The organism is Caulobacter sp. SSI4214 (genome assembly GCF_012184455.1).
In the GTDB taxonomy this organism is placed as follows: domain Bacteria; phylum Pseudomonadota; class Alphaproteobacteria; order Caulobacterales; family Caulobacteraceae; genus Caulobacter; species Caulobacter vibrioides_E.
Genome location: NZ_SZWJ01000017.1, coordinates 1 through 20,440, shown reverse-complemented (window position 1 = coordinate 20,440; position 20,440 = coordinate 1). Strand labels below are relative to the sequence as shown.

Annotated in this window: 14 protein-coding genes and 1 tRNA gene; 8 read left to right on the top strand and 7 right to left on the bottom strand. The window is 66.2% G+C overall.

Annotated features, from left to right (window positions below; translation table 11 throughout):
- Positions 1–105: 105 nt before the first annotated feature.
- Positions 106–2,505 carry an endopeptidase La gene (lon, locus tag FCU40_RS07285; protein ID WP_004615160.1) on the bottom strand — a complete coding sequence of 800 codons (2,400 nt, stop codon included), beginning with the start codon at positions 2,503–2,505 and terminating at the stop codon, positions 106–108.
- Positions 2,506–2,903: 398 nt separating this feature from the next.
- Complete coding sequence (gene clpX / locus FCU40_RS07280) at positions 2,904–4,166, bottom strand: ATP-dependent protease ATP-binding subunit ClpX (protein ID WP_004615159.1); 1,263 nt, start codon at positions 4,164–4,166, stop codon at positions 2,904–2,906.
- A gap of 336 nt (positions 4,167–4,502) precedes the next feature.
- On the opposite strand from clpX, the gene FCU40_RS07275 reads away from it, so the two are divergent.
- Positions 4,503–5,177, top strand: coding sequence for an HAD-IB family hydrolase (locus FCU40_RS07275; RefSeq protein WP_168074029.1), 675 nt, complete (start codon positions 4,503–4,505; stop codon positions 5,175–5,177).
- Positions 5,178–5,260: 83 nt separating this feature from the next.
- On the opposite strand, the gene FCU40_RS07270 is transcribed toward FCU40_RS07275, so the two are convergent.
- Entirely contained in the window at positions 5,261–5,902 is a 642-nt protein-coding gene (locus tag FCU40_RS07270) for an ATP-dependent Clp protease proteolytic subunit (RefSeq protein WP_165570559.1), read from the bottom strand.
- 169 nt (positions 5,903–6,071) lie between these two features.
- A complete protein-coding gene (gene tig / locus FCU40_RS07265) occupies positions 6,072–7,430 on the bottom strand; it encodes a trigger factor (RefSeq protein ID WP_268743936.1) in 1,359 nt (452 codons plus the stop codon).
- Between the two features lie 257 nt (positions 7,431–7,687).
- Here tig and FCU40_RS07260 point away from each other — a divergent pair.
- A tRNA-Leu gene (locus tag FCU40_RS07260) sits at positions 7,688–7,770 on the top strand.
- Positions 7,771–7,807: 37 nt separating this feature from the next.
- On the opposite strand, the gene FCU40_RS07255 is transcribed toward FCU40_RS07260, so the two are convergent.
- The 3 genes from FCU40_RS07255 to FCU40_RS07245 form a co-directional block, all read right to left on the bottom strand.
- Positions 7,808–8,254, bottom strand: coding sequence for a hypothetical protein (locus FCU40_RS07255; protein WP_004615153.1), 447 nt, complete (start codon positions 8,252–8,254; stop codon positions 7,808–7,810).
- Between the two features lie 76 nt (positions 8,255–8,330).
- A complete protein-coding gene (locus tag FCU40_RS07250) occupies positions 8,331–9,782 on the bottom strand; it encodes an NAD(P)H-hydrate dehydratase (RefSeq protein ID WP_168074027.1) in 1,452 nt (483 codons plus the stop codon).
- A 10-nt stretch (positions 9,783–9,792) separates the two neighbouring features.
- Positions 9,793–10,362 (bottom strand): histidine phosphatase family protein, encoded by a 570-nt coding sequence (locus FCU40_RS07245; protein ID WP_168074025.1) that lies wholly within the window; start codon positions 10,360–10,362, stop codon positions 9,793–9,795.
- A 413-nt stretch (positions 10,363–10,775) separates the two neighbouring features.
- On the opposite strand from FCU40_RS07245, the gene FCU40_RS07240 reads away from it, so the two are divergent.
- The 6 genes from FCU40_RS07240 (at position 10,776) to parE (ending at position 20,224) form a co-directional block, all read left to right on the top strand.
- On the top strand, positions 10,776–11,114 hold the full coding sequence (locus FCU40_RS07240) for a P-II family nitrogen regulator (RefSeq protein WP_004615150.1): 339 nt from the start codon (positions 10,776–10,778) through the stop codon (positions 11,112–11,114).
- A 44-nt stretch (positions 11,115–11,158) separates the two neighbouring features.
- Positions 11,159–12,568, top strand: coding sequence for a type I glutamate--ammonia ligase (gene glnA, locus FCU40_RS07235; protein ID WP_004615149.1), 1,410 nt, complete (start codon positions 11,159–11,161; stop codon positions 12,566–12,568).
- Between the two features lie 296 nt (positions 12,569–12,864).
- A complete protein-coding gene (locus FCU40_RS07230; protein WP_004615148.1) occupies positions 12,865–15,048 on the top strand; it encodes a TonB-dependent receptor in 2,184 nt (727 codons plus the stop codon).
- Positions 15,049–15,214: 166 nt separating this feature from the next.
- On the top strand, positions 15,215–16,678 hold the full coding sequence (locus FCU40_RS07225; protein ID WP_004615147.1) for an amidohydrolase: 1,464 nt from the start codon (positions 15,215–15,217) through the stop codon (positions 16,676–16,678).
- Positions 16,678–18,030 (top strand): amidohydrolase family protein, encoded by a 1,353-nt coding sequence (locus FCU40_RS07220; RefSeq protein WP_168074023.1) that lies wholly within the window; start codon positions 16,678–16,680, stop codon positions 18,028–18,030. The genes FCU40_RS07225 and FCU40_RS07220 overlap by 1 nt, the downstream gene beginning before the upstream one ends.
- Positions 18,031–18,142: 112 nt before the next feature.
- Positions 18,143–20,224, top strand: a complete 2,082-nt coding sequence (parE, locus tag FCU40_RS07215) for a DNA topoisomerase IV subunit B (RefSeq protein ID WP_168074021.1) — start codon at positions 18,143–18,145, stop codon at positions 20,222–20,224.
- Positions 20,225–20,440 lie beyond the last annotated feature (216 nt).

Here is a 20,440-nt window from a genome sequence, read left to right as displayed (position 1 = left end):
GGCGCTTCGTCCAGAGCCGGGATTATGGCGGGCGAAAACGCCCCGTCAAACGACAGCGGCGCGGGAATCCCCCGCGCCGCTTAAGTTATCAACGATAAGTTGCTTTTAGTGGGTCAGCACGGCGTCGCTGTCGCCGTCGTCCTTCTTCTGACCGGCGGCGATCGGCTCGTCGGCCTCGCTCCACTCGACGGGCGTCAGCGGACCCGTGAGGCCGTGCTTGAGCACCTCGTCCATGGTCGAGACCGGGATGATCTCCAGGCCGTCCTTGACGCTGGCGGGCACGTCGACCAGGTCCTTTTCGTTCTCCTGCGGGATCAGGACCGTCTTCACGCCCGAGCGCAGGGCCGCGAGCAGCTTTTCCTTCAGACCGCCGATCGCGGTGACCCGGCCGCGCAGCGTGATCTCGCCGGTCATCGCGATGTCCTTGCGGATCGGGACGCCCGTCAGCACCGAGACGATAGCCAGGCCCATGGCCGCGCCGGCGGATGGACCGTCCTTCGGCGTGGCGCCGTCGGGCACGTGGATGTGGACGTCGGTCTTCTCGAACACCGGCGGCTTGATCCCGAACTGCAGGGCCCGCGAGCGGACATAGCTGTTGGCCGCGGCGATCGACTCCTTCATCACGTCCTTGAGGTTGCCGGTGATCTGCATCCGACCCTTGCCCGGCATCTTCACGGCTTCGATGGTCAGGATATCGCCGCCGAACTCCGTCCAGGCCAGACCGGTGACGATGCCGACCTGATCGACCTCGTCGGTCTCGCCGTAGCGGTACTTCTTGACGCCCGCGTACTTGGCCAGGCGCTCGTCGTCGATCGTGATCGAGGCGACCTTTTCGCGGGCCAGATCCCGAACCGTCTTGCGCGCCAGGGCGCCCAGTTCCCGCTCCAGCGACCGCACGCCGGCTTCCCGGGTGTAGTAGCGGATCAGGTCGCGGATCGCCTTGTCCGGGACGATGAACTCGGCCGGCTTCAGCCCATGATCCTTGGCCAGCTTGGGCAGGATGTGGCGCTTGGCGATCTCCAGCTTCTCATCCTCGGTGTAGCCGGGGATGCGAATGATCTCCATGCGGTCCAGCAGCGGCTGGGGCATGTTCAGGCTGTTGGCCGTCGTGACGAACATCACCTGCGACAGGTCGTAGTCGACCTCCAGATAGTGGTCGCCGAAGGTCGAGTTCTGGGCCGGGTCCAGCACTTCCAGGAGAGCCGAGGCCGGATCGCCGCGATAGTCGCTGCCCATCTTGTCGATCTCGTCCAGCAGCACGAAGGCGTTGGTGGTCTTGGCCTTCTTCATCGACTGGATGACCTTGCCGGGCATCGAGCCGATATAGGTGCGGCGGTGACCGCGGATCTCGGCCTCGTCGCGCACGCCGCCGAGGCTCATGCGCACGAACTCGCGGCCGGTCGCCTTGGCGATCGACTTGCCCAGCGAGGTCTTGCCGACGCCGGGAGGGCCGACCAGGCAAAGGATCGGCCCCTTCAGCGAATTGGTGCGCGCCTGAACGGCCAAGTACTCGAGGATCCGCTCCTTGACCTTCTCCAGGCCATAGTGGTCGGCGTCGAGGATGCCTTCGCTCTCGACAAGGTCGATCTTCTTGGTCTTGGCCTTGCCCCACGGGATCGACAGCAGCCAGTCCAGATAGTTCCGGACCACGGTGCTCTCGGCCGACATCGGGCTCATGTTGCGCAGCTTCTTCAGTTCGCCCTCGGCCTTGGCGCGGGCTTCCTTGGAAAGCTTGGTCTTCTTGATGCGCTTTTCGAGGTCGATCAGCTCGTCGCGCGAGTCGTCGGGGTCACCCAACTCGCGCTGGATCGCCTTCATCTGTTCGTTCAGATAGTACTCGCGCTGGGTCTTCTCCATCTGGCGCTTGACGCGCGAGCGGATCTTCTTCTCGACCTGCAGCACCGAGATCTCGCCTTCCATGAGGGCGAAAACCTTCTCAAGGCGCTTCACGACGTCGAAGATTTCCAGCAGGTGCTGCTTGTCGCCGATCTTGACCGATAGGTGCGCGGCGATGCTGTCGGCCAGCTTGCCCGGCTCGGCGATCTGCGGGATCGAGGCCAGGGCCTCCGGCGGCACCTTCTTGTTGAGTTTGACGTAGTTCTCGAATTGCTCGACCACGGCGCGCGACAAGGCCTCGGCCTCGGGGCCCGCGCCCTCGTCCTCGCTGACCTCGCCGATCTGGGCCTCATAGAAGGACTCCTGATCCGTGAACTTGACGACCGCGGCGCGGCCCTTGCCCTCGACCAGCACCTTCACGGTGCCGTCAGGGAGCTTCAGCAGTTGCAGGACGGTGGCCAGGACGCCGACGTCGAAGATGTCGCCCGGCGCCGGATCATCGTCGGCCGAGTTCTTTTGCGTCACCAGCAGGATCTGCTTGTCTCCGCGCATCACCTCTTCGAGCGCGCGCACGGACTTATCGCGGCCCACGAAAAGCGGCACCACCATATGGGGGAAAACAACGATGTCCCGCAGCGGCAGGACGGGAAGGGTACGAAGTTCGGACATGTTCTCAATACTCCCGGCCTAGGCCCAAAAGAGGCGCCTGGCCATGCGGGCCGCCGTAACACCAGACGATGCGCCTGAGTCGAACGGCCCGTCCGCCCGGGACTGGGCGGAATGTCGTTATTTATGTGGACGTTTTACAACAGGGTTCAAGCGGGCTCGCCCATCAGCGGCGACAAGTCGCGCGGGAGCGGCAAAGCTAGCGGACTGTTGCCCCCTTCCCGCTCTTCGACGGGAAGTTTCTCCAAAAGTCCGCCCGTTGAGGGATTTGCGTCGCCAAAGCTTCGCGTGGCGCCCAGAGCGCACCCGCCGCGAAACTTCTCGTCCAGGCCCGCCGCGCACGAAAAAGGCGCGTCCCCGAAACGAGGACGCGCCCTGAACGCTTCAGACGAGACCGGTCGTTAGGCCGAAGCCGCCCCACCCTTCTTCTCGGCATAGATCAGCAGCGGCTGGGCCCGGCCTTCGACGACCTCGGCATTGACGACCACTTCCTCGACGCCCTCGTAGTTGGGCAGCTCGAACATGGTCTCCAGCAGGATGCCTTCCATGATCGAACGAAGGCCGCGCGCGCCGGTCTTGCGGGCGATGGCCTTCTTGGCGACCTGATGCAGGGCGTCGTCGGTGAAGGTCAGCCCGATGTTCTCCATCTCGAACAGGCGCTGGTACTGCTTGACGAAGGCGTTCTTCGGCTCGGTCAGGATCTTGACCAGGGCGGCCTCGTCGAGGTCCTCCAGGGTCGCGACCACCGGCAGACGGCCGATGAATTCCGGGATCAGGCCGAAGCGCTGCAGGTCGTCGGGCTCGACGTTCCGCAGGATCTCGCCCGTCCGGCGCTCTTCCGGATCGGTGACCTTGGCGCCGAAGCCGATCGACTTGGCCGCGCCGCGCGCCGAGATGATCTTCTCGAGCCCGGCGAAGGCGCCGCCGCAGATGAACAGGATGTTCGTCGTATCGACTTGCAGGAATTCCTGCTGCGGATGCTTGCGCCCGCCTTGCGGCGGCACGGAGGCGACCGTGCCTTCCATGATCTTCAGCAGGGCCTGCTGGACGCCTTCGCCCGACACGTCGCGGGTGATCGACGGGTTGTCGGACTTGCGGCTGATCTTGTCGATTTCGTCGATATAGACGATGCCGCGCTGGGCGCGCTCGACATTGTAGTCGGCGGCTTGCAGCAGTTTCAGCACGATGTTCTCGACGTCCTCGCCGACGTAACCGGCCTCGGTCAGCGTCGTGGCGTCGGCCATCGTGAACGGCACGTCGATGATTCGAGCCAGGGTCTGGGCCAGAAGCGTCTTACCCGTACCGGTCGGACCGACCAGCAGGATGTTCGACTTGGCCAGTTCGACGTCGTTGTTCTTCGACGCGTGGTTGAGGCGCTTGTAGTGATTGTGGACCGCCACCGCGAGAACCTTCTTCGCGTGGCCTTGCCCGATCACGTAGTCGTCCAGGACCTCGCAGATCTCGCGCGGCGTCGGCACGCCGTCCTTGGACTTCACGAAGGCGATCTTGTGCTCTTCGCGGATGATATCCATGCACAGTTCGACGCATTCATCACAAATGAACACCGTCGGCCCGGCGATGAGCTTGCGCACCTCGTGCTGGCTCTTTCCACAGAAAGAACAATACAGAGTGCTCTTGGTGTCGCCGCTCGCGGCTTTCGTCATGATCGCTTCTCACACTATGGCGACTTACGGCTTAACGCCGCGACGCCCCTCCGAGCGCATACGCCGCCACCGAAGCAAGCAGAATATACGCCGGGAGTTGTCTAATCCTTGACAATCCCCGATCCGGGCTCGGTTCACAAGCCTTGCCGGCGCCTTTCCCGCCTCAAACGCTCGAACACACCGGATCGTGTCATGACCTCGTCATCTAAATTGGGCGATTGGCGCGCCGGCGCAAGCGTCGTGCGTCTTGGCTCTTACGGCCACCCCCGCGAGGCCGTATTAGCAATTGGGGAATCGTGTGGAACGGAGCGCGTGAAGCGCCCGCATGGAAGGTCGATGGCTAAGCGTTCGTGGATGGCCAAGGGGCTCAGCGCCTCGCGTCCGATGACCGGCGACATGGATGACGAGCCGGCGCTGGTGGCCTTCGACTTCGATGGCACCCTGACCGTCAAGGACAGCTTCAACGCTTTCCTGAAGTGGCGCGCCGGGCCGCGTCGCTGGGCGCGCGGGATTGTTCGCCTCACGCCCTCGCTGATCGCCTACCTGTTCGATCGCAATCGCGCGAAACTCAAGGCCGCAGCGGTGCGCGAGTTCCTGAAGGGCGCGACGGTCACAGAGATCGAAAACGACGCCCGCGCCTTCGCGCAAGCCCACGCCCAGTCCCTGCTTCGCCCCGACGCGGTCGCTGTCTGGCGGTCCTGGCGCGCCAAGGGGGCCAAGCTCGTGATCGTGACCGCTTCGCCCGAAATAACCGTCGCGCCGTTCGCGCGGGGCCTCGGCGCCGACCTGCTGATTGGCACCCGCCTGATGTGCTCCGAGGACGGCCGCGTGCTGGGCGGTCTCGACGGGAACAATTGTCGCGCCAAGGAGAAGGTGACGCGCCTACGCGAGGTTTTCGGCCCCGATGTCCATCTGACGGCCGCGTATGGCGACACCTCGGGCGATACCGAAATGCTGGCGATCGCCGACGAGAAGGGCTTCCGCGTCTTCCGAGGAAGACCCGCCACCTGAGCGGATTTGTCGCGGGCCTTCAGGCAAGAAAAACGCCGCCGATCGAAAGACCGGCGGCGCTTGTTTAGCGACGGCTTAAAGCCCTACTCGGCGCCAGCCTCGGCGGCTTCGCGGGTGTCATAGACGTGGTCGACCAGGCCCCAGGCCTTGGCTTCATCGGCGCTCATGAAGTGGTCGCGGTCCAGCGTGCGCTCGACCTCTTCATAGGTGCGGCCGCAGTGCTTCACGTAGATTTCGTTCAGGCGACGCTTGGTCTTGATGATGTCCTCGGCGTGGCGTTCGATGTCCGAGGCTTGCCCGCGGAAGCCGCCCGACGGCTGGTGCACCATGATGCGGGCGTTCGGCAGCGAGATACGCTGGCCAGCTGCGCCGGCGGCGAGCAACAGGCTGCCCATCGAGGCGGCCATGCCCATGCACACGGTCGAGACCGGGCTCTTGATATATTGCATGGTGTCGTAGATCGCGAGGCCCGACGTCACCACGCCACCCGGCGAGTTGATGTACATGGCGATCTCCTTCTTGGGGTTCTCCGACTCCAGGAAGAGAAGCTGGGCGCAAATAATGCTGGCCATGGTGTCTTCGACGGGGCCCGTTACGAAGATGATCCGCTCCTTCAGCAGGCGCGAGAAGATATCAAACGAGCGCTCGCCGCGGCTGGTCTGTTCGATGACCACGGGAACCAGGTTCATCGCCGTCGTAACCGGATCGTACATGATGGGCATCACCCTTTTTGTGTGTCTTGGCCACGCGAAAACGAATCAGCCCGCGCGCCGCCGTCGCCCACGCATATCGCGTGGCCCTTAACAGGTTGCAAGGAGCCGCCCGGTTTGCGCGCGCACGAAAAAGGCGCGGTTCTCGCGAACCGCGCCTCGTTTCCGTCCGTCTCGGCTGGCCTCAGCCGCCGTAGCCTTCCGGCAGGTCGTCTTCTTCCAGGAGTTCATCCTTGGAGACTTCCTTGTCCTCGATCTTGGCCTTGCCGAAGATCAGGTCGACGACCTTGTCTTCATAGATCGGGGCGCGCAGGGCCGCCTGCAGGTCGGCGCGCTGGCGGTACATGTCGAACACTTGCTGAGCCTGGGCGCCGTATTGGCGAGCTTCGCGCATGATCGCGTCGGTCAGTTCCTGGTCGGTGACGACGACGTCGTTCTTACGGCCGATCTCGGCGAGAACCAGACCCAGGCGCACGCGGCGCTCGGCGATCTTGCGGTACTCGGCCTTCAGCTGGTCTTCCGACTTCTCGGCGTCTTCCGGCGGCAGACCGCCACGCGCCTTGTCGGACTCGACCTGTTGCCAGATGCCGGCGAACTCGGCCTCGACCATGCGCGGCGGCAGCGGGAAGTCGTGCTTGCTGTCCAGGACGTCCAGCAGGGCGCGCTTCAGCTTGAAACGCGAGCTGTTCTCATAGCGGCCCGACAGGTTCGAGCGCAGCAGGTCGGTCAGGGCGGCCAGATCCGACAGACCCAGGCGCTTGGCCAGTTCGTCGTCGGCCTTGCCGTCGACCGGCGCGCGGACTTCGTGGACCTTGGTGGCGAACTCGGCGTCCTTGCCGGCCAGTTCGGCGGCTTGGTAGTTCTCCGGGAACTTCACCTTCACGACGACGTCGTCGCCCGGCTTCGCGCCGACCAGTTGGTCCTCGAAGCCCGGGATGAACTGACCCGAGCCCAGCACGAGTTCAGCGCCCTCGGCCTTGCCGCCGGCGAACTCAACACCGTCGATCGTACCGACGAAATCGATCAGCAGTTGGTCGCCGTCCTTGGCCTTCAGGCTCTTGCCCGTGCGCGGCTCGTAGGTGCGAGCCTGCTTGGCCAGTTCGTCCAGAGCTTCTTGCACTTCGTCGTCGCCGACCTTGTAGACCGGCTTGACCAGTTCGATCGACGCCGGGTCGATCGGTTCGAATTCCGGCATGACCTCGACGGCCAGCTCGAAGGCCAGGTCCTCGCCGCCGGCGATGACCTTGTCCATGTCCGACGACGGGTTCAGCTCGGGCTGGCCCGCCGGACGCAGCTTGTTGTCCTCGAGGACCTTCTGGGTGGTCTCGTTCAGCGCCTGCTCGACGACTTCGCCCATCAGGGCCTTGCCGTACAGACGGCGGACGTGGGCCGTCGGCACCTTGCCGGGACGGAAGCCCTTGACGTTCATCTGCGGCGCGACTTCGGCGATCCGCGCATCAAGACGCGTGGCCAGTTCACTCGCGGGCACCGTGACGCCAAAAACGCGGCTGAGGCCTTCGCCCGACTTTTCAACGATCTGCATCGACATTCTTATTTCTCGGGTCCGGGTCGCCGCGCGCCCGAGCACCGCCCTTGGGGTCCAAAAGATCGACGCCGCCCGCGAGGACCGGGGCGGCGAAAGAGCGCCCTTATGTCACGACGTGCGCGAGCATCCAAGAGCGGCGGCGATAAAACTCGCGCCCGCCCGGCGTGTCCCAAACGAGTCAGGACACGGATGAGCCAGCAGAGGTTCAAATTTCCATGGATAATCCTCTTCCTCCGCGCTAGATCGACTTCCGCGCGGTTATGGCGGAATTGGTAGACGCAGCGGTTTTAGGTACCGCCGGGAGACCGTGGGGGTTCGAGTCCCTCTAGCCGCACCATCTTTTCAATCCCTGCCGAATCCGGAATCGGCGGCGCTCACTCGCCGACCGACAGCTTCATGCGCCAGTCGCGGGCCATGACCATGAAGGTCAGCGACGTCGACCAGCCGATCAGGATCAGGCCCACCAGCGGCTCGACGCTGGCCAGCAGTCGCAGGCCGCCGATCGGATAGAGGTCGCCGACGCTTTGCGTCGTGTAGGTCTCCAGCGCGAAGGAATAGTATTGGAAGGCGTCGCGCGGGGCCCGGCCGACGAACCGTCCGAACTTCAGAACGTCAGCGCCCAGCCAGAAGCCGACCCCGAACAGCCCAGCCTCCACGGCGTGCGCCGCCAGCACGCCGAAGATCACCGCCAGCACCGTCAGCCGCGAGGCGTTGGGGCGATCGACCACCGCGACCGAGATGCCCCGCAGGGCCTCATAGTGAATCAGGACCGCCAGGCAGCTGACCAGCAGCGCCAGCAGTAGTCCTTCCGTCACCATCATCGCCTACCTCCGGGCGGACCAATCAGCGGACCCTTGCGGGGCGAACACGGCCGAAGCGAGACATCCACGCGGCGCTTCAACGACACGCGAAAAGCTCGGCCAGAACGGCCGGCGCCAAGCCTGGCAGATCCTCTGCGATCAGGCCGGGACCATGACGGGCGCCGCATTCGGCGTGGATCCAGGCGCCGGCGCAGGCCGCCTCGAAGCTTTCCATGCCCTGAGCGATCAGGCCGCCGATGAAACCGGCCAGCACATCGCCCGAACCGGCGGTGGCCAGCCAGGGCGCCCCATTCAGCGACACGGCCGCGCGTCCGTCCGGCGCGGCGACCACCGTGTCCGGTCCCTTTAGCAGCACGACGGCTCCGGCGCGGTGGGCGGCTTGGCGAGCGGCGGCGATGCGCTCGGGCGACTGGTCCAGCACGCCCGGAAAGATCCGCTCGAACTCGCCCGGATGCGGGGTCAGAACGTCGTCGCGGTCGAGGCAGGCGAACAGGGCTTCGGGATCTTGGCGGAAACTGGTCAGGGCGTCTGCGTCCACCACCAGGGCCGCGCCGGTGCGCGCCAGGGCCTGCAGATTGCGAGCGGTCGCCTCCCCTACCCCGGCTGCGGGTCCGATCACGACGGCGTCGGCCCGCTCGGCGGCGGCGGCTAGGTCGGCGTCCGTCTCGAATGGCGACAGCATCACCGCTTCCAGGTGGGCGGCGTTAACGGCCAAGGCGTTGGGCGGCGACAAGACCGTTACGGCCCCCGCCCCTATCCGCAATCCGCCCCGCGCCGCCAGCCGGCTCGCGCCGGTGCTCCAGGCCTCGCCGCTGACGACCTTCAGCCGGCCCCGCGTATGTTTGTGCGCATCCATCGCCGGCCACGGAAAGCGCTGAGCCCATAGGCTGGGGTCGTTCTCGAACAGATCCGGATGCTCGGCGGGCCAGAGACCAATGTCGGCCACGACGATCTCGCCGCAAGCCTCGCGGCCTTGGGCCAGCACATGCGCCCGCTTGCGACGATGGAAGGTCACGGTCAGATCGGCGCGGAACGCGACGTCACCCAACGGCCGGCCGGTGTCGCCCTGTATCCCCGAGGGCGTGTCGACCGCCACGATGGCGAGCGGCTGGGACTGACAGAACCGCGCCAGCTTGGCGATCTCGCCTTCCAGCGGCCGCGACAGGCCGGCGCCAAACAGCGCGTCAATATAAAGTGTCCCTGGCGACGGCGCGTCGGACAGAGGTCGCACCTCGCCCTTCCAGCGGGAAGCGGCCCAGCGGGCGGCGTCGGTGGCGGGCGGATAGGCCGCCTCCACCGCCACCTGCCAGCCCCGCCGGCGCAAGTGTCGGGCGGCGACATAGCCGTCCCCGCCATTGTCGCCCGGTCCGCACCAGATCACCACCGGCCGATGGGCGTAGCGCGCGCGCACGGCCCGCGCCACCGCCTCCCCGGCTCGCTCCATCAGCACCGGCGTGGGCGCGCCCCGCTCCACCGCGGCGCGATCGGCGGCGGCCATTTCGGCGACGGAGAGGATCTCTCGCGGCACGACGACTCCTTCAGAGCACCTGGCTCTGAGCTTCGCGCCCTTTCTCCAGCAGGATCAAGCGCTCGCCCTCGATCGCGAAGGTCGTGAGCGAGGCGTGGTCGGGCCGGAAGGCCATGACGTCCGCGGTCCCGGTCGCCACCGCGACCGCCGCGTTCAGGGCGACGAAGTGGCTGAACACGGCGGCTCCGGCGTGCTCACGCAAGGCCGAGGCGACGCCCTCGGTCCAGGCCACATAGTCGAGGTCGCCCCTGATCTGGTCCCAGCGCCCCGCGAACGCCTCGCGCAGCCACGCGGGACGCTCGGCCGGCGACAGGGCGGCCGGGGTCGGAATCTCGCCGACACGGGGGTCGACCTCAACCGGCACGCCAAGCGCCAAGGCCAGCGGCGCGGCGGTTTCCTGACAACGACGCAACGGCGAAGACACCACGCGGGCCGGACGCCGCGCGAGCGGCAAGGCCAAGATGGCCTCGGCCACGGCCCGCGCTTGAGCATGGCCGATCTGGTCGAGCCCGGGATCCGCATCGCTTTCGCCCCAGGCGGCCGCCGGCTTGCCGTGCCGGATCACGTGAACGAAGCTCATGGCGATCAATCCCGAACCAGAAGGCGGCGGCGCGGCGCCGAAGGGTTGAGCCAAGCGACAGCCGCCACAACTTTCAGCAATCCTGGCGACATCGAGGCATTATGGCCGCGTCCCCAATCCGGGAATTGACCAACCGCAAATAAAATCGACGCTCCGCCCCGCACTTCCAGCCCCATTCAAACGATCGTTTCCCGGGATCGTAGGCTCGAAACGGAACGCGGCAAGCGCATTTGACGGCGAACGAGCACATGCCCGATCGATAGGCGCCAGGCGCCTAAATTTCGATCGCGCGGTCGGAAGTGCATTCTCTCGTCGTAATAGTGGCCGACGCTCGCTTGCGGCGGAACAGGCGACATGATCGGTGCGCCTACAGTGAAGGCGGCCAACCGCCGACGGGCCCGAAAGTGGAACCGATGAAGAAGATCGAAGCCATCATCAAGCCGTTCAAGCTGGATGAGGTGAAAGAGGCTCTGCAGGACATGGGCGTCCAGGGGATGACCGTTCTGGAAGCCAAGGGCTACGGCCGCCAGAAGGGTCACACCGAGCTGTATCGCGGCGCCGAGTACGTCGTCGACTTCCTCCCCAAGATCAAGGTCGAGGTGGTCATCGAGGACAGCCAGCTGGACGCCGCGCTGGACGCGATCACCCGCGCCGCCCGCACGGGCCGCATCGGTGATGGCAAGATTTTCGTCTCGGACATCGCGGACGTTATCCGCATCCGAACCGGAGAAAACGGCCCGGCCGCCGTCTAGGCCGGATCGTCAACGCTTAAGAGAGCTCTAGAAGGGGATACGTAATGACCACCGCCAAGGACATCCTGCACCTGATCAAGGAAAAGGACGTCAAGTACGTCGACGTCCGCTTCACCGACATTCGCGGCAAGATGCAGCACGTCACGTTCGACATCGATCTGGTCGACGACGACTTCCTGAACGACGGCACGATGTTCGACGGCTCGTCGATCGCCGGCTGGAAGGCCATCAACGAGTCGGACATGAAGCTGCGTCCCGACCTGTCGAGCGCGATCATCGACCCGTTCTACCAGCAGACCACGCTGGCCCTGTTCTGCGACGTCGTGAACCCCGACACGGGCACCCCGTACAACCGCGACCCGCGCTCGATCGCCAAGTCCGCGCTCAGCTATCTGAAGTCGGCCGGCGTGGGCGACACCGTTTACTTTGGTCCGGAAGCCGAGTTCTTCATCTTCGACGACGTGCGCTGGTCGGTTTCGCCGAACAACACCGGCTACTCGTATGACTCGACCGAGCTGCCGATCAATTCGGCCAAGGAATACGCCGAGGGCAACATGGGTCACCGCCCGGGTCCGAAGGGCGGCTACTTCCCGGTGAACCCGGTCGACAGCTGCCAGGACCTGCGCGGCGAAATGCTGGCCGTCATGGGCGAGCTCGGCATGAAGCCGGAAAAGCACCACCACGAGGTCGCGCCGGCCCAACACGAACTCGGTCTGAAGTTCGACACCATGGTCACCATGGCCGACCGGATGCAGCTCTATAAGTACGTCATCCACAACGTCGCCGCCGCTTACGGCAAGACGGCCACCTTCATGGCCAAGCCGATGTTTGCCGACAACGGTTCGGGCATGCACGTGCACCAGTCGATCTGGCAGGACGGCAAGCCGCTGTTCGCCGGCGACAAGTACGCCGGCCTGTCGCAAGAATGCCTGTGGTACATCGGCGGCATCATCAAGCACGCCAAGGCGATCAACGCGTTCTCGAACTCGACGACGAACTCGTACAAGCGCCTGGTCCCCGGCTACGAAGCCCCGGTGAAGCTGGCCTACAGCTCGCGCAACCGCTCGGCCTCGATCCGCATCCCGCACGTCGACTCGCCGAAGGCCAAGCGCATCGAAGCTCGCTTCCCGGACCCGATGGGCAACCCGTACCTGACCTTCGTCGCCCTGCTGATGGCCGGCCTGGACGGCATCATCAACAAGATCGATCCGGGTCCGGCCGCCGACAAGAACCTGTACGACCTGCCGCCCCGCGAGCAGAAGAAGATCCCGGAAGTCTGCGGCTCGCTGCGCGAGGCCCTGGAAAGCCTGGACAAGGACCGCGCCTTCCTGAAGGCCGGCGGCGTCATGGATGACGACTTCATCGACAGCTACATCGAGCTGAAGATGGAAGAGGTGATGCGCCTGCAACTGCACCCGCACCCCGTCGAATTCGACATGTACTACAAGTGCTAATCGCTTAAACGATAGACACCGCGAAGGGCCGGAGAGCGATCTCCGGCCCTTTTTCGTCGCGCCTCGATCAGGAAGCCGCGCCCGAAGTGGAACAATTTATTACTTACTGGGCAGCACTGAATAAAATTGTCGCAACTTCGCAACAGAACCGACGCAATCGGCCCAAAACGGACGAAATCACGCCCCGAGAGATATCCCCCGAGCCACGGTTTCGCTTATCGCAACGCAACAGACGCGCCGTTAACGCCCCGGTTCAGAGTCGGCGAACGCGGCGCGCATCATCACAGGATGTCTCCATGCCCCATGCCCATCGCACCCTGCGTCGCGCCCTGACCGTCTCCTGCGGCCTCGCCGCCCTCGCCTCGGCCCTGGCCGTCGCCCCCGCCGCCTTCGCGCAGGACGCGACGAAAGTCGGCGAAGTGATCATCACCGCCCAGAAGCGCAGCGAAAACCTGCAGGACGTGCCCGTCTCGGTCGCGGCCATCAGCGGCGAGCGCCTGCAATCGATCTTCGCCGCGGGTGAGGACATCCTGGCCCTGTCGGCCAAGACCCCGGGCCTCTACGCCGAGTCCTCGAACGGCCGCGTCGCTCCGCGCTTCTACATCCGCGGCCTCGGCAACGCCGACTTCGACCTGGCCGCCTCTCAGCCGGTGTCGATCATCCAGGACGAAGTGGTTCTTGAGAACGTCGTCCTGAAAAGCTCGCCGATCTACGACCTCGACCACGTCGAAGTTCTGCGGGGCCCGCAAGGCACCCTGTTCGGCCGCAACACCACCGCTGGCATCGTCAAGTTCGACACGATCAAGCCGACCGAGGAAATGACCGGCCGCGCCAGCGCCTCCTACGGCACCTACAACACCTTCAACTTCGACGGCGGCGTCGGCGGCGCCCTGGTCGAGGGCAAGGTGGCGGCCCGCGCCTCGTTCCTGTTCCAGCACCGCGATAACTGGATCAACAACGGCTTCACCAAAAAGGACGATCAGCTGGGCGGCTATGACGAGCGCGCCGCTCGCCTGCAGGTGCTGTTCACGCCGACCGAAAAGCTGTCGGCCCTGTTTAACATCCACGGCCGCGACCTCGACGGCACCGCCGCCGTGTTCCGCGCCAACATCCTGACCAAGGGCTCGAACAAGCTCAACAGCAACTATGTCACCGACACCGTCTATTATGACGCTGGCGGCAACAACCCGCAGAAGTACAAGGGCTTCGGCGGCTCGGCCAACGTCCAGTACGACTTCGGGCCGACCAAGCTGACCTCGATCACCGCCTATGAGAACACCCACGGCTTCAGCCGCGGCGACATCGACGGCGGCAACCCCAAGGGCCCGGGCTTCATCCCGTTCCAGTCGGAATCCCAGGACGGCCTGAAGAACCTCTACCAGTGGACCCAGGAACTGCGCCTGGCCAGCAACACCCCCGGTCCGCTGACCTGGCAAGTGGGCGGCTTCTACTTCGACACCAAGTACGCCATCCGCACCGACCCGTTCTTCGCCCCGGCCACGGTGCTGCAACAGAAGAACAAGTCCTGGGCGGCTTTCGGCCAGGCCTCGTACAAGTTCACCGATCAGCTGACCGTCACGGGCGGCCTGCGCTACACCAAGGACGACAAGGACCTGAAGGTCCTGTACGGCCCGAACATGGCCGCGCCGGTCTCGGTGTCGGACTCGAAGGTCACCTGGGACCTGAGCGCCTTCTACAAGCTGACGGACGACGTCAGCGCCTACGCCAAGGTGGCCTCGGGCTTCCGCGGTCCGTCGATCCAGGGCCGTGACATCGCCTTCTTCTCGCCGGCCTCGGCCGCCAAGTCCGAAACGATCATGTCGTATGAGGCGGGCCTGAAGAGCGAACTGCTGGACCGTCGCGTGCGTCTGAACGGCGCGGTGTTCACCTACACGATCACCGATCCGCAATTCAGCGCGGTCGGCGGCGGCAGCAACTCCAACCGCCTGATCAACGCCAAGAAGGGCGAGGCCTACGGCCTGGAACTGGACGGCGAGTTCGTGGTCACCCCGAACCTCGTCCTGACCGCCGGCTACAGCTACAACCACACCAAGATCAAGGACAACACGCTGGCCGTCGCCGTCTGCGCGGCCTGCACGATCACCAATCCGCTCAACGCGGCCGGCCAAGCCCTCGTGAACGGCAACCCGTTCCCGAACGCGCCGAAGTACATCTTCGACTTCACCGCCCGCTATGCCTACCCCATCGCGAGCGGTGAGCTGTTCGCCTACACGGACTGGAAGGTCCAGGGCTTCACGAACTTCTTCCTCTACGAATCCAAGGAGTTCTACAGCAAGGGCGATTTCGAGGGCGGCCTGAAGCTGGGCTATGCCAACAAGGCCGCTGGCTGGGAAGTGGCGGCTTTCGCCCGCAACATCACCAACGAGCACAACCTGCGCGGCGCGATCGACTTCGACAACCTGACGGGCTTCGTCAACGATCCGCGCGTGATCGGCGTTTCGGTCGACACGCACTTCTAAGATCGAATTCGATCTTCGAACTCGGAAAGGCCGCGGAGCAATCCGCGGCCTTTTCTGCGCCAGTATCAAGCCGCCTTGAGATCCACTCCAAGATGCGCGTCGATACTCTTGATAGCGGGGCGCTTTTCGTTTGTGCTGCCCGCTTCTTCGAGAGTCGGGGCTTTTCATGATCAGATGGCGAAACGCGGCCTTGACCGCGAGCCTCCTCGCGCTGGGGCTATCGGCCTGCGCGACCACCAGCACGCCTCCTAAATCCGCGACCGCGGCCAAGCCGGCGGAAAAGGTCGAGGCCAAGCCGCTGCCCAAGGGTCTGGATGGCCAGGCGTCGACCGGCTTCCCGTCGACCTACAAGCCGTTTCCCTCGCGCCCGACCGCCTTCGTCGGCGCCACGGTGCTCACGGCGACCGGCCAGCAGATCGAGAAGGGCGTGGTCATCGCCTCGGGCGGGAAGATCGTCGCCGTCGGCGGCCCCGACACGCCCATTCCGGCCGACGTGGTCAAGGTCGACGCGACCGGCAAGTGGATCACGCCCGGCATCATCGACGTGCACAGCCACCTGGGCGTCTATCCCTCGCCCGGCGTCCAGGCGCGGTCCGACGGCAACGAGGCCACGGACCCGAACACGGCTCAGGTCTGGGCCGAGCACTCGGTCTGGCCGCAAGATCCTGGCTTCAACCGGGCCCGCGCCGGCGGCGTCACGACGCTGCAAATCCTCCCCGGCTCGGCCAACCTGTTCGGGGGCCGCTCGGTGACGCTGAAGAACGTACCGTCCCTGACCACCCAGGGCATGAAGTTCCCCGACGCCCCCTACGGCCTGAAGATGGCCTGCGGCGAGAATCCCAAGCGCGTCTATGGCTCCAAGGGCCGCTCGCCCTCGACGGCGATGGGCAACGTCTACGGCTACCGCAAGGCCTGGATCGAGGCGGCGGACTATGCCCGCAGATGGGACGACTATCGCGCCAAGGTCCAGAAGGGCGAGAAGGCCGACGCGCCCAAGCGCGACCTGCAGCTGGAAACCCTGGCGGGCGTGCTGAAGGGCGACATCCTGGTGCAGAACCACTGCTACCGGGCCGACGAAGAAGCCACGATGATCGATATCGCCAAGGAGTTCGGCTATAAGGTCACCGCCTTCCACCACGCCATCGAGAGCTACAAGATCGCCCCCTTGCTGGCCAAGGAAGGCGTCTGCTCGGCGACCTGGGCCTCTTGGACCGGGTTCAAGATGGAAAGCTTCGACGGCATCGACGCCAACGCCGCCTTGATCTGGAAGGCCGGGGCCTGCGTGGTCATCCACTCCGACGACCCGATCATCACCCAGCGCCTGAACCAGGAGGCCGCGATCGCCATGACGGCCGGCAACAAGCTGGGTCTGGGCGTCACGCGGGCCGAGGCGATCAAGTGGATCACGGCCAACTCGGCCAAGATGATCGGCATCGGCGACAAGACCGGCTCGCTGGAGCCCGGCAAGGCCGCCGACATCGTGGTGTGGAGCCGCGATCCGTTCAGCGTCTACGCCCAGGCAGAGAAGGTCTATATCGACGGCGCGCTGATCTATGATCGCCACGACGCGCGCTTCCAGCCCAAGTCCGATTTCGAGCTCGGCCAACCCGGCCAGGGAGCGTTCAACTGATGATCCGGTCTCTGCTTCTCGCCAGCGCCGCCTGCGCGCTGGCCCTTCCGGCGGCCGCCGAAACGGTGGCCATCGTCAACGCGCGCATCGAGCCGGTCTCCAGCGCCGCGATCCCCGCCGGGACGCTGGTGATCAAGGACGGCAAGATCGCCGCCGTCGGCGCCAATGTCGCGGTTCCAGCCGGAGCGCGGGTCGTCGACGCCAAGGGCGGCGTGGTCACGCCCGGCCTCGTCGCGGCGGCCTCGAACCTCGGCGCCTCGGAGGTCAGCGGCGTGCGCGAGACCCGTGACGACGGCACCGGCAACGCGCTCTCCGCCGCCTTCGACATCGCCTATGCGATCAATCCCGCCTCGACCTTCATCCCACTGGCCCGCGATGGCGGGATCACCAGCTCGGCCGTGACGCCGGTGCTCTCCGGCGTCGGCGGCGGGGCCAGCGAGCACGCCGACGACGGCGTGGTCGAGGAGATGACCGCCGGCAAGGTCGGCTCGGGCGATCCGCCGCTGTTCGGCGGCCAGGCCGCGTTCATCCGCCTGAAGGCCGGCGCGCCGGACATCGTCGAGGCCTCCAAGCTGGCCGTCGCCGTCTCGCTGGGCGAGAGCGGCGCTCGGGCGGTCGGCGGCTCGCGCGGCGCGGACCTCGTTTTGATCCGCTCGGCCCTGGAGGACGCTCGCGCCTTCGCCGCAAGGCGCGCCGCCTACGAGCAGGGCGCGACCCGCGACTTCGGCCTCTCGCGCCTGGATCTGCAAGCGCTGGTTCCCGTCGTGCAGGGCAAGACGCCGCTGCTGATCCGCGTCTCGCGCGCCGCCGACATTCGCCAGGCGCTGAAGCTGGCGGCCGACGAGAAGATCCGCGTCATCCTCGAGGGCGTCGAGGAGGGCTGGATAGTCGCGCCGGAGATCGCCAAGGCCGGCGTCCCGGTCATCGTCGATCCCCAGGCCGACCTGCCCGAGAGCTTCGAGGCGCTGGGGGCCCGGCTCGACAACGCCGCCCGGCTGCACGCCGCCGGGGTGACGGTGGCGATCAACGGAGCGCGGGACTTCAACAACCTGCGCCAGGAGCGGCTGAACGCCGGCCTGGCCGTCGCCAACGGCCTGCCCTACGCGGCGGGCCTGGCCGCCGTGACCCTGGTTCCGGCCCGGATCTGGGGCCAGGACGGCAAGATCGGCTCGCTGGACGTGGGCAAGGTCGCCGACGTCGTGGTCTGGAACGGCGATCCCCTGGAGACGACCAGCTGGCCGCTGAACGTCTTCGTCGGCGGGGTCGAACAGCCCAAGGACAGCCGCCAGACCCAGCTGCGCGACCGCTACGCCAAGAGCGACGACAGCGGCTATCCGCCAGCCTATCGCTAGCGGGTTCTTCCGACGATCCGCCCCCGGCTTGCTGGGGGCGGATTTCGCTTTTCAGCGGAAGCCCGGCGGCCCATACGAGGCCCCCGCGTTCGAATCGCCTAGACTTCCGCCGATGTCCTCTTCCGATAAAGCCCCCTCCCTGTTCGACGACGACGCCCTGGCGCCGGTTCCCGCCGCGCCGCTGCGCAGCCCGGTCGAGCCCGTCCCCGCCGCCGCGCCGCGTCCGATCCCGCCGCCGCCTCCGTCCAAGGCCTCGGCGCCGGGCGAGTACTCGGCCGCCGACATCGAGGTGCTGGAGGGCCTGGAGCCGGTCCGCAAGCGCCCGGGCATGTACATCGGCGGCACCGACGAGCGGGCCCTGCACCACCTGTTCGCCGAAGTGCTCGACAACTCGATGGACGAGGCCGTGGCCGGCTTCGCCAAGACCATCGAGGTCAAGCTCGACGCCGACGGCTTCCTGTCGGTCAAGGACGACGGCCGGGGGATGCCCGTCGACCCGCACCCGAAGTACCCCGGCAAGTCGGCGCTGGAGGTCATCATGACCGTCCTGCACGCCGGCGGGAAGTTCACGGGCAAGGCCTACGAGACCTCCGGCGGCCTGCACGGCGTCGGCGCCAGCGTGGTCAACGCCCTGTCCGAGCGCGTCGAGGTCACCGTCTGGCGCGACGGCTTCGAGCACCTTCAGGTCTTCGCCCGCGGCAAGCCGCTGGGTCCGATCCAGCAGGTCGCGCCGTCGAAGAAGAAGGGCACCATGGTGCGCTTCAAGCCCGACGACGAGATCTTCGGCGAGGGCGTCGGCTTCAAGCCGGCGCGCCTGTACCGCATGGCCCGCAGCAAGGCCTATCTCTTCCGCGGCGTGCAGATCAAATGGTCCTGCGACCCGTCCCGCATCCATGACCAGACCCCGCCCGAGGCCACGTTCCACTTCCCCAACGGCCTGGCCGACTTCCTGGCCGAGCGGACCAAGGGCCTGACCACGGTGACGCCCGAGAGCTTCTCGGGCCGCATCGAGCGCCAGGGCGAGGCCGGCGCGGTCGAATGGGCCGTCAGCTGGACGCCTCAGGGCTTTGGCGAGCACGACGGCTTCATGCAGTCGTACTGCAACACCGTGCCCACCCCCGAGGGCGGCACCCACGAGAGCGGCTTCCGCGCCGCCCTGACCCGAGGCCTAAAGGCCTATGCCGAGCTCAAGGGCGAAAAGCGCGGGACGATCATCACCGCCGACGACGTCGTCGCCCAGGCCGGCGCCCTGATCTCGGTGTTCATCAAGAACCCCGAGTTCCAGGGCCAGACCAAGGAAAAGCTCTCGACCACCGAGGCCCAGCGCTTCGTCGAGGCGGCGCTGCGCGACCCGTTCGACCTGTGGCTGGCCTCCAGCCCGAAGAACGCCCAGGCCCTGCTGGAATTCGTCATCGAGCGGGCCGAGGAACGCCTCAAGCGCCGCAAGGACAAGGAAGTCTCCCGCGCCTCGGCGACCCGCAAGCTGCGCCTGCCCGGCAAGCTGGCCGACTGCGCCGGCGGGGCCGTCGACGGCGCCGAGCTCTTCATTGTCGAAGGCGACTCGGCCGGCGGCTCGGCCAAGCAGGCCCGCGACCGCAAGTACCAGGCCATCCTGCCCCTGCGCGGCAAGATCCTGAACGTCGCCTCCGCGTCCGGCGAGAAGTTCACCGCCAACAAGGAGCTGTCGGACCTGATGCTGGCCCTGGGGGCCCAGGGCGGCGCCAAGTACCGCGAAGAGGATCTGCGCTACGAGCGGATCATCATCATGACCGACGCCGACGTCGACGGCGCCCACATCGCCTCCCTCTTGATCACCTTCTTCTACCGCACCATGCCGGACGTGATCCGCCAGGGGCACCTCTTCCTGGCCCTGCCGCCGCTGTACCGCATCAGCCACGGCGGCAAGAGCGAATACGCCCGCGACGACGCCCACAAGGACGAGCTGCTGGCCACGGTGTTCAAGGGCAAGAAGCCCGAGATCGGCCGCTTCAAGGGCCTGGGCGAGATGATGGCCTCCCAGTTGAAGGAGACCACCATGGACCCCAAGCGCCGCACCCTGGCCCGCGTGACCCTGCCGCGCCACGAGGAGAGCGTCGAGGAACTGGTCGAGACCCTGATGGGCCGCAAACCCGAACTGCGCTTCCGGTTCATCCAGGAGAACGCCGAGTTCGCCGCGGCGGATCTGGACCTGTAATTCCCCCTTCCCCCTCGATGGGGGAAGGGTCGGGGATGGGGGTGACTGCCGAGGTGGATGCGGTGCGCGGCGTCCGACGCCGCGGTCACCCCCACCCCTGCCCCTCCCCCATCGAAGGGGGAGGGAACGTGTTTCAGCATCCTCGCGCCCGAGCGGTCGCGAGGGAATTGGGGAGGCGACGGAGCGGCCGGGCGAACCCGGAGACCGTAGGGTTTG

Coding starts and splice junctions, on each gene's coding strand:
- lon (WP_004615160.1), bottom strand. CDS start 2,505: ATGTCCGAACTTCGTACCCTTCCCGTCCTGCCGCTGCGGGACATCGTT.
- clpX (WP_004615159.1), bottom strand. CDS start 4,166: ATGACGAAAGCCGCGAGCGGCGACACCAAGAGCACTCTGTATTGTTCT.
- FCU40_RS07275 (WP_168074029.1), top strand. CDS start 4,503: ATGGCTAAGCGTTCGTGGATGGCCAAGGGGCTCAGCGCCTCGCGTCCG.
- tig (WP_268743936.1), bottom strand. CDS start 7,430: ATGCAGATCGTTGAAAAGTCGGGCGAAGGCCTCAGCCGCGTTTTTGGC.
- FCU40_RS07255 (WP_004615153.1), bottom strand. CDS start 8,254: ATGATGGTGACGGAAGGACTACTGCTGGCGCTGCTGGTCAGCTGCCTG.
- FCU40_RS07245 (WP_168074025.1), bottom strand. CDS start 10,362: ATGAGCTTCGTTCACGTGATCCGGCACGGCAAGCCGGCGGCCGCCTGG.
- FCU40_RS07240 (WP_004615150.1), top strand. CDS start 10,776: ATGAAGAAGATCGAAGCCATCATCAAGCCGTTCAAGCTGGATGAGGTG.
- glnA (WP_004615149.1), top strand. CDS start 11,159: ATGACCACCGCCAAGGACATCCTGCACCTGATCAAGGAAAAGGACGTC.
- FCU40_RS07230 (WP_004615148.1), top strand. CDS start 12,865: ATGCCCCATGCCCATCGCACCCTGCGTCGCGCCCTGACCGTCTCCTGC.
- FCU40_RS07225 (WP_004615147.1), top strand. CDS start 15,215: ATGATCAGATGGCGAAACGCGGCCTTGACCGCGAGCCTCCTCGCGCTG.
- FCU40_RS07220 (WP_168074023.1), top strand. CDS start 16,678: ATGATCCGGTCTCTGCTTCTCGCCAGCGCCGCCTGCGCGCTGGCCCTT.
- parE (WP_168074021.1), top strand. CDS start 18,143: ATGTCCTCTTCCGATAAAGCCCCCTCCCTGTTCGACGACGACGCCCTG.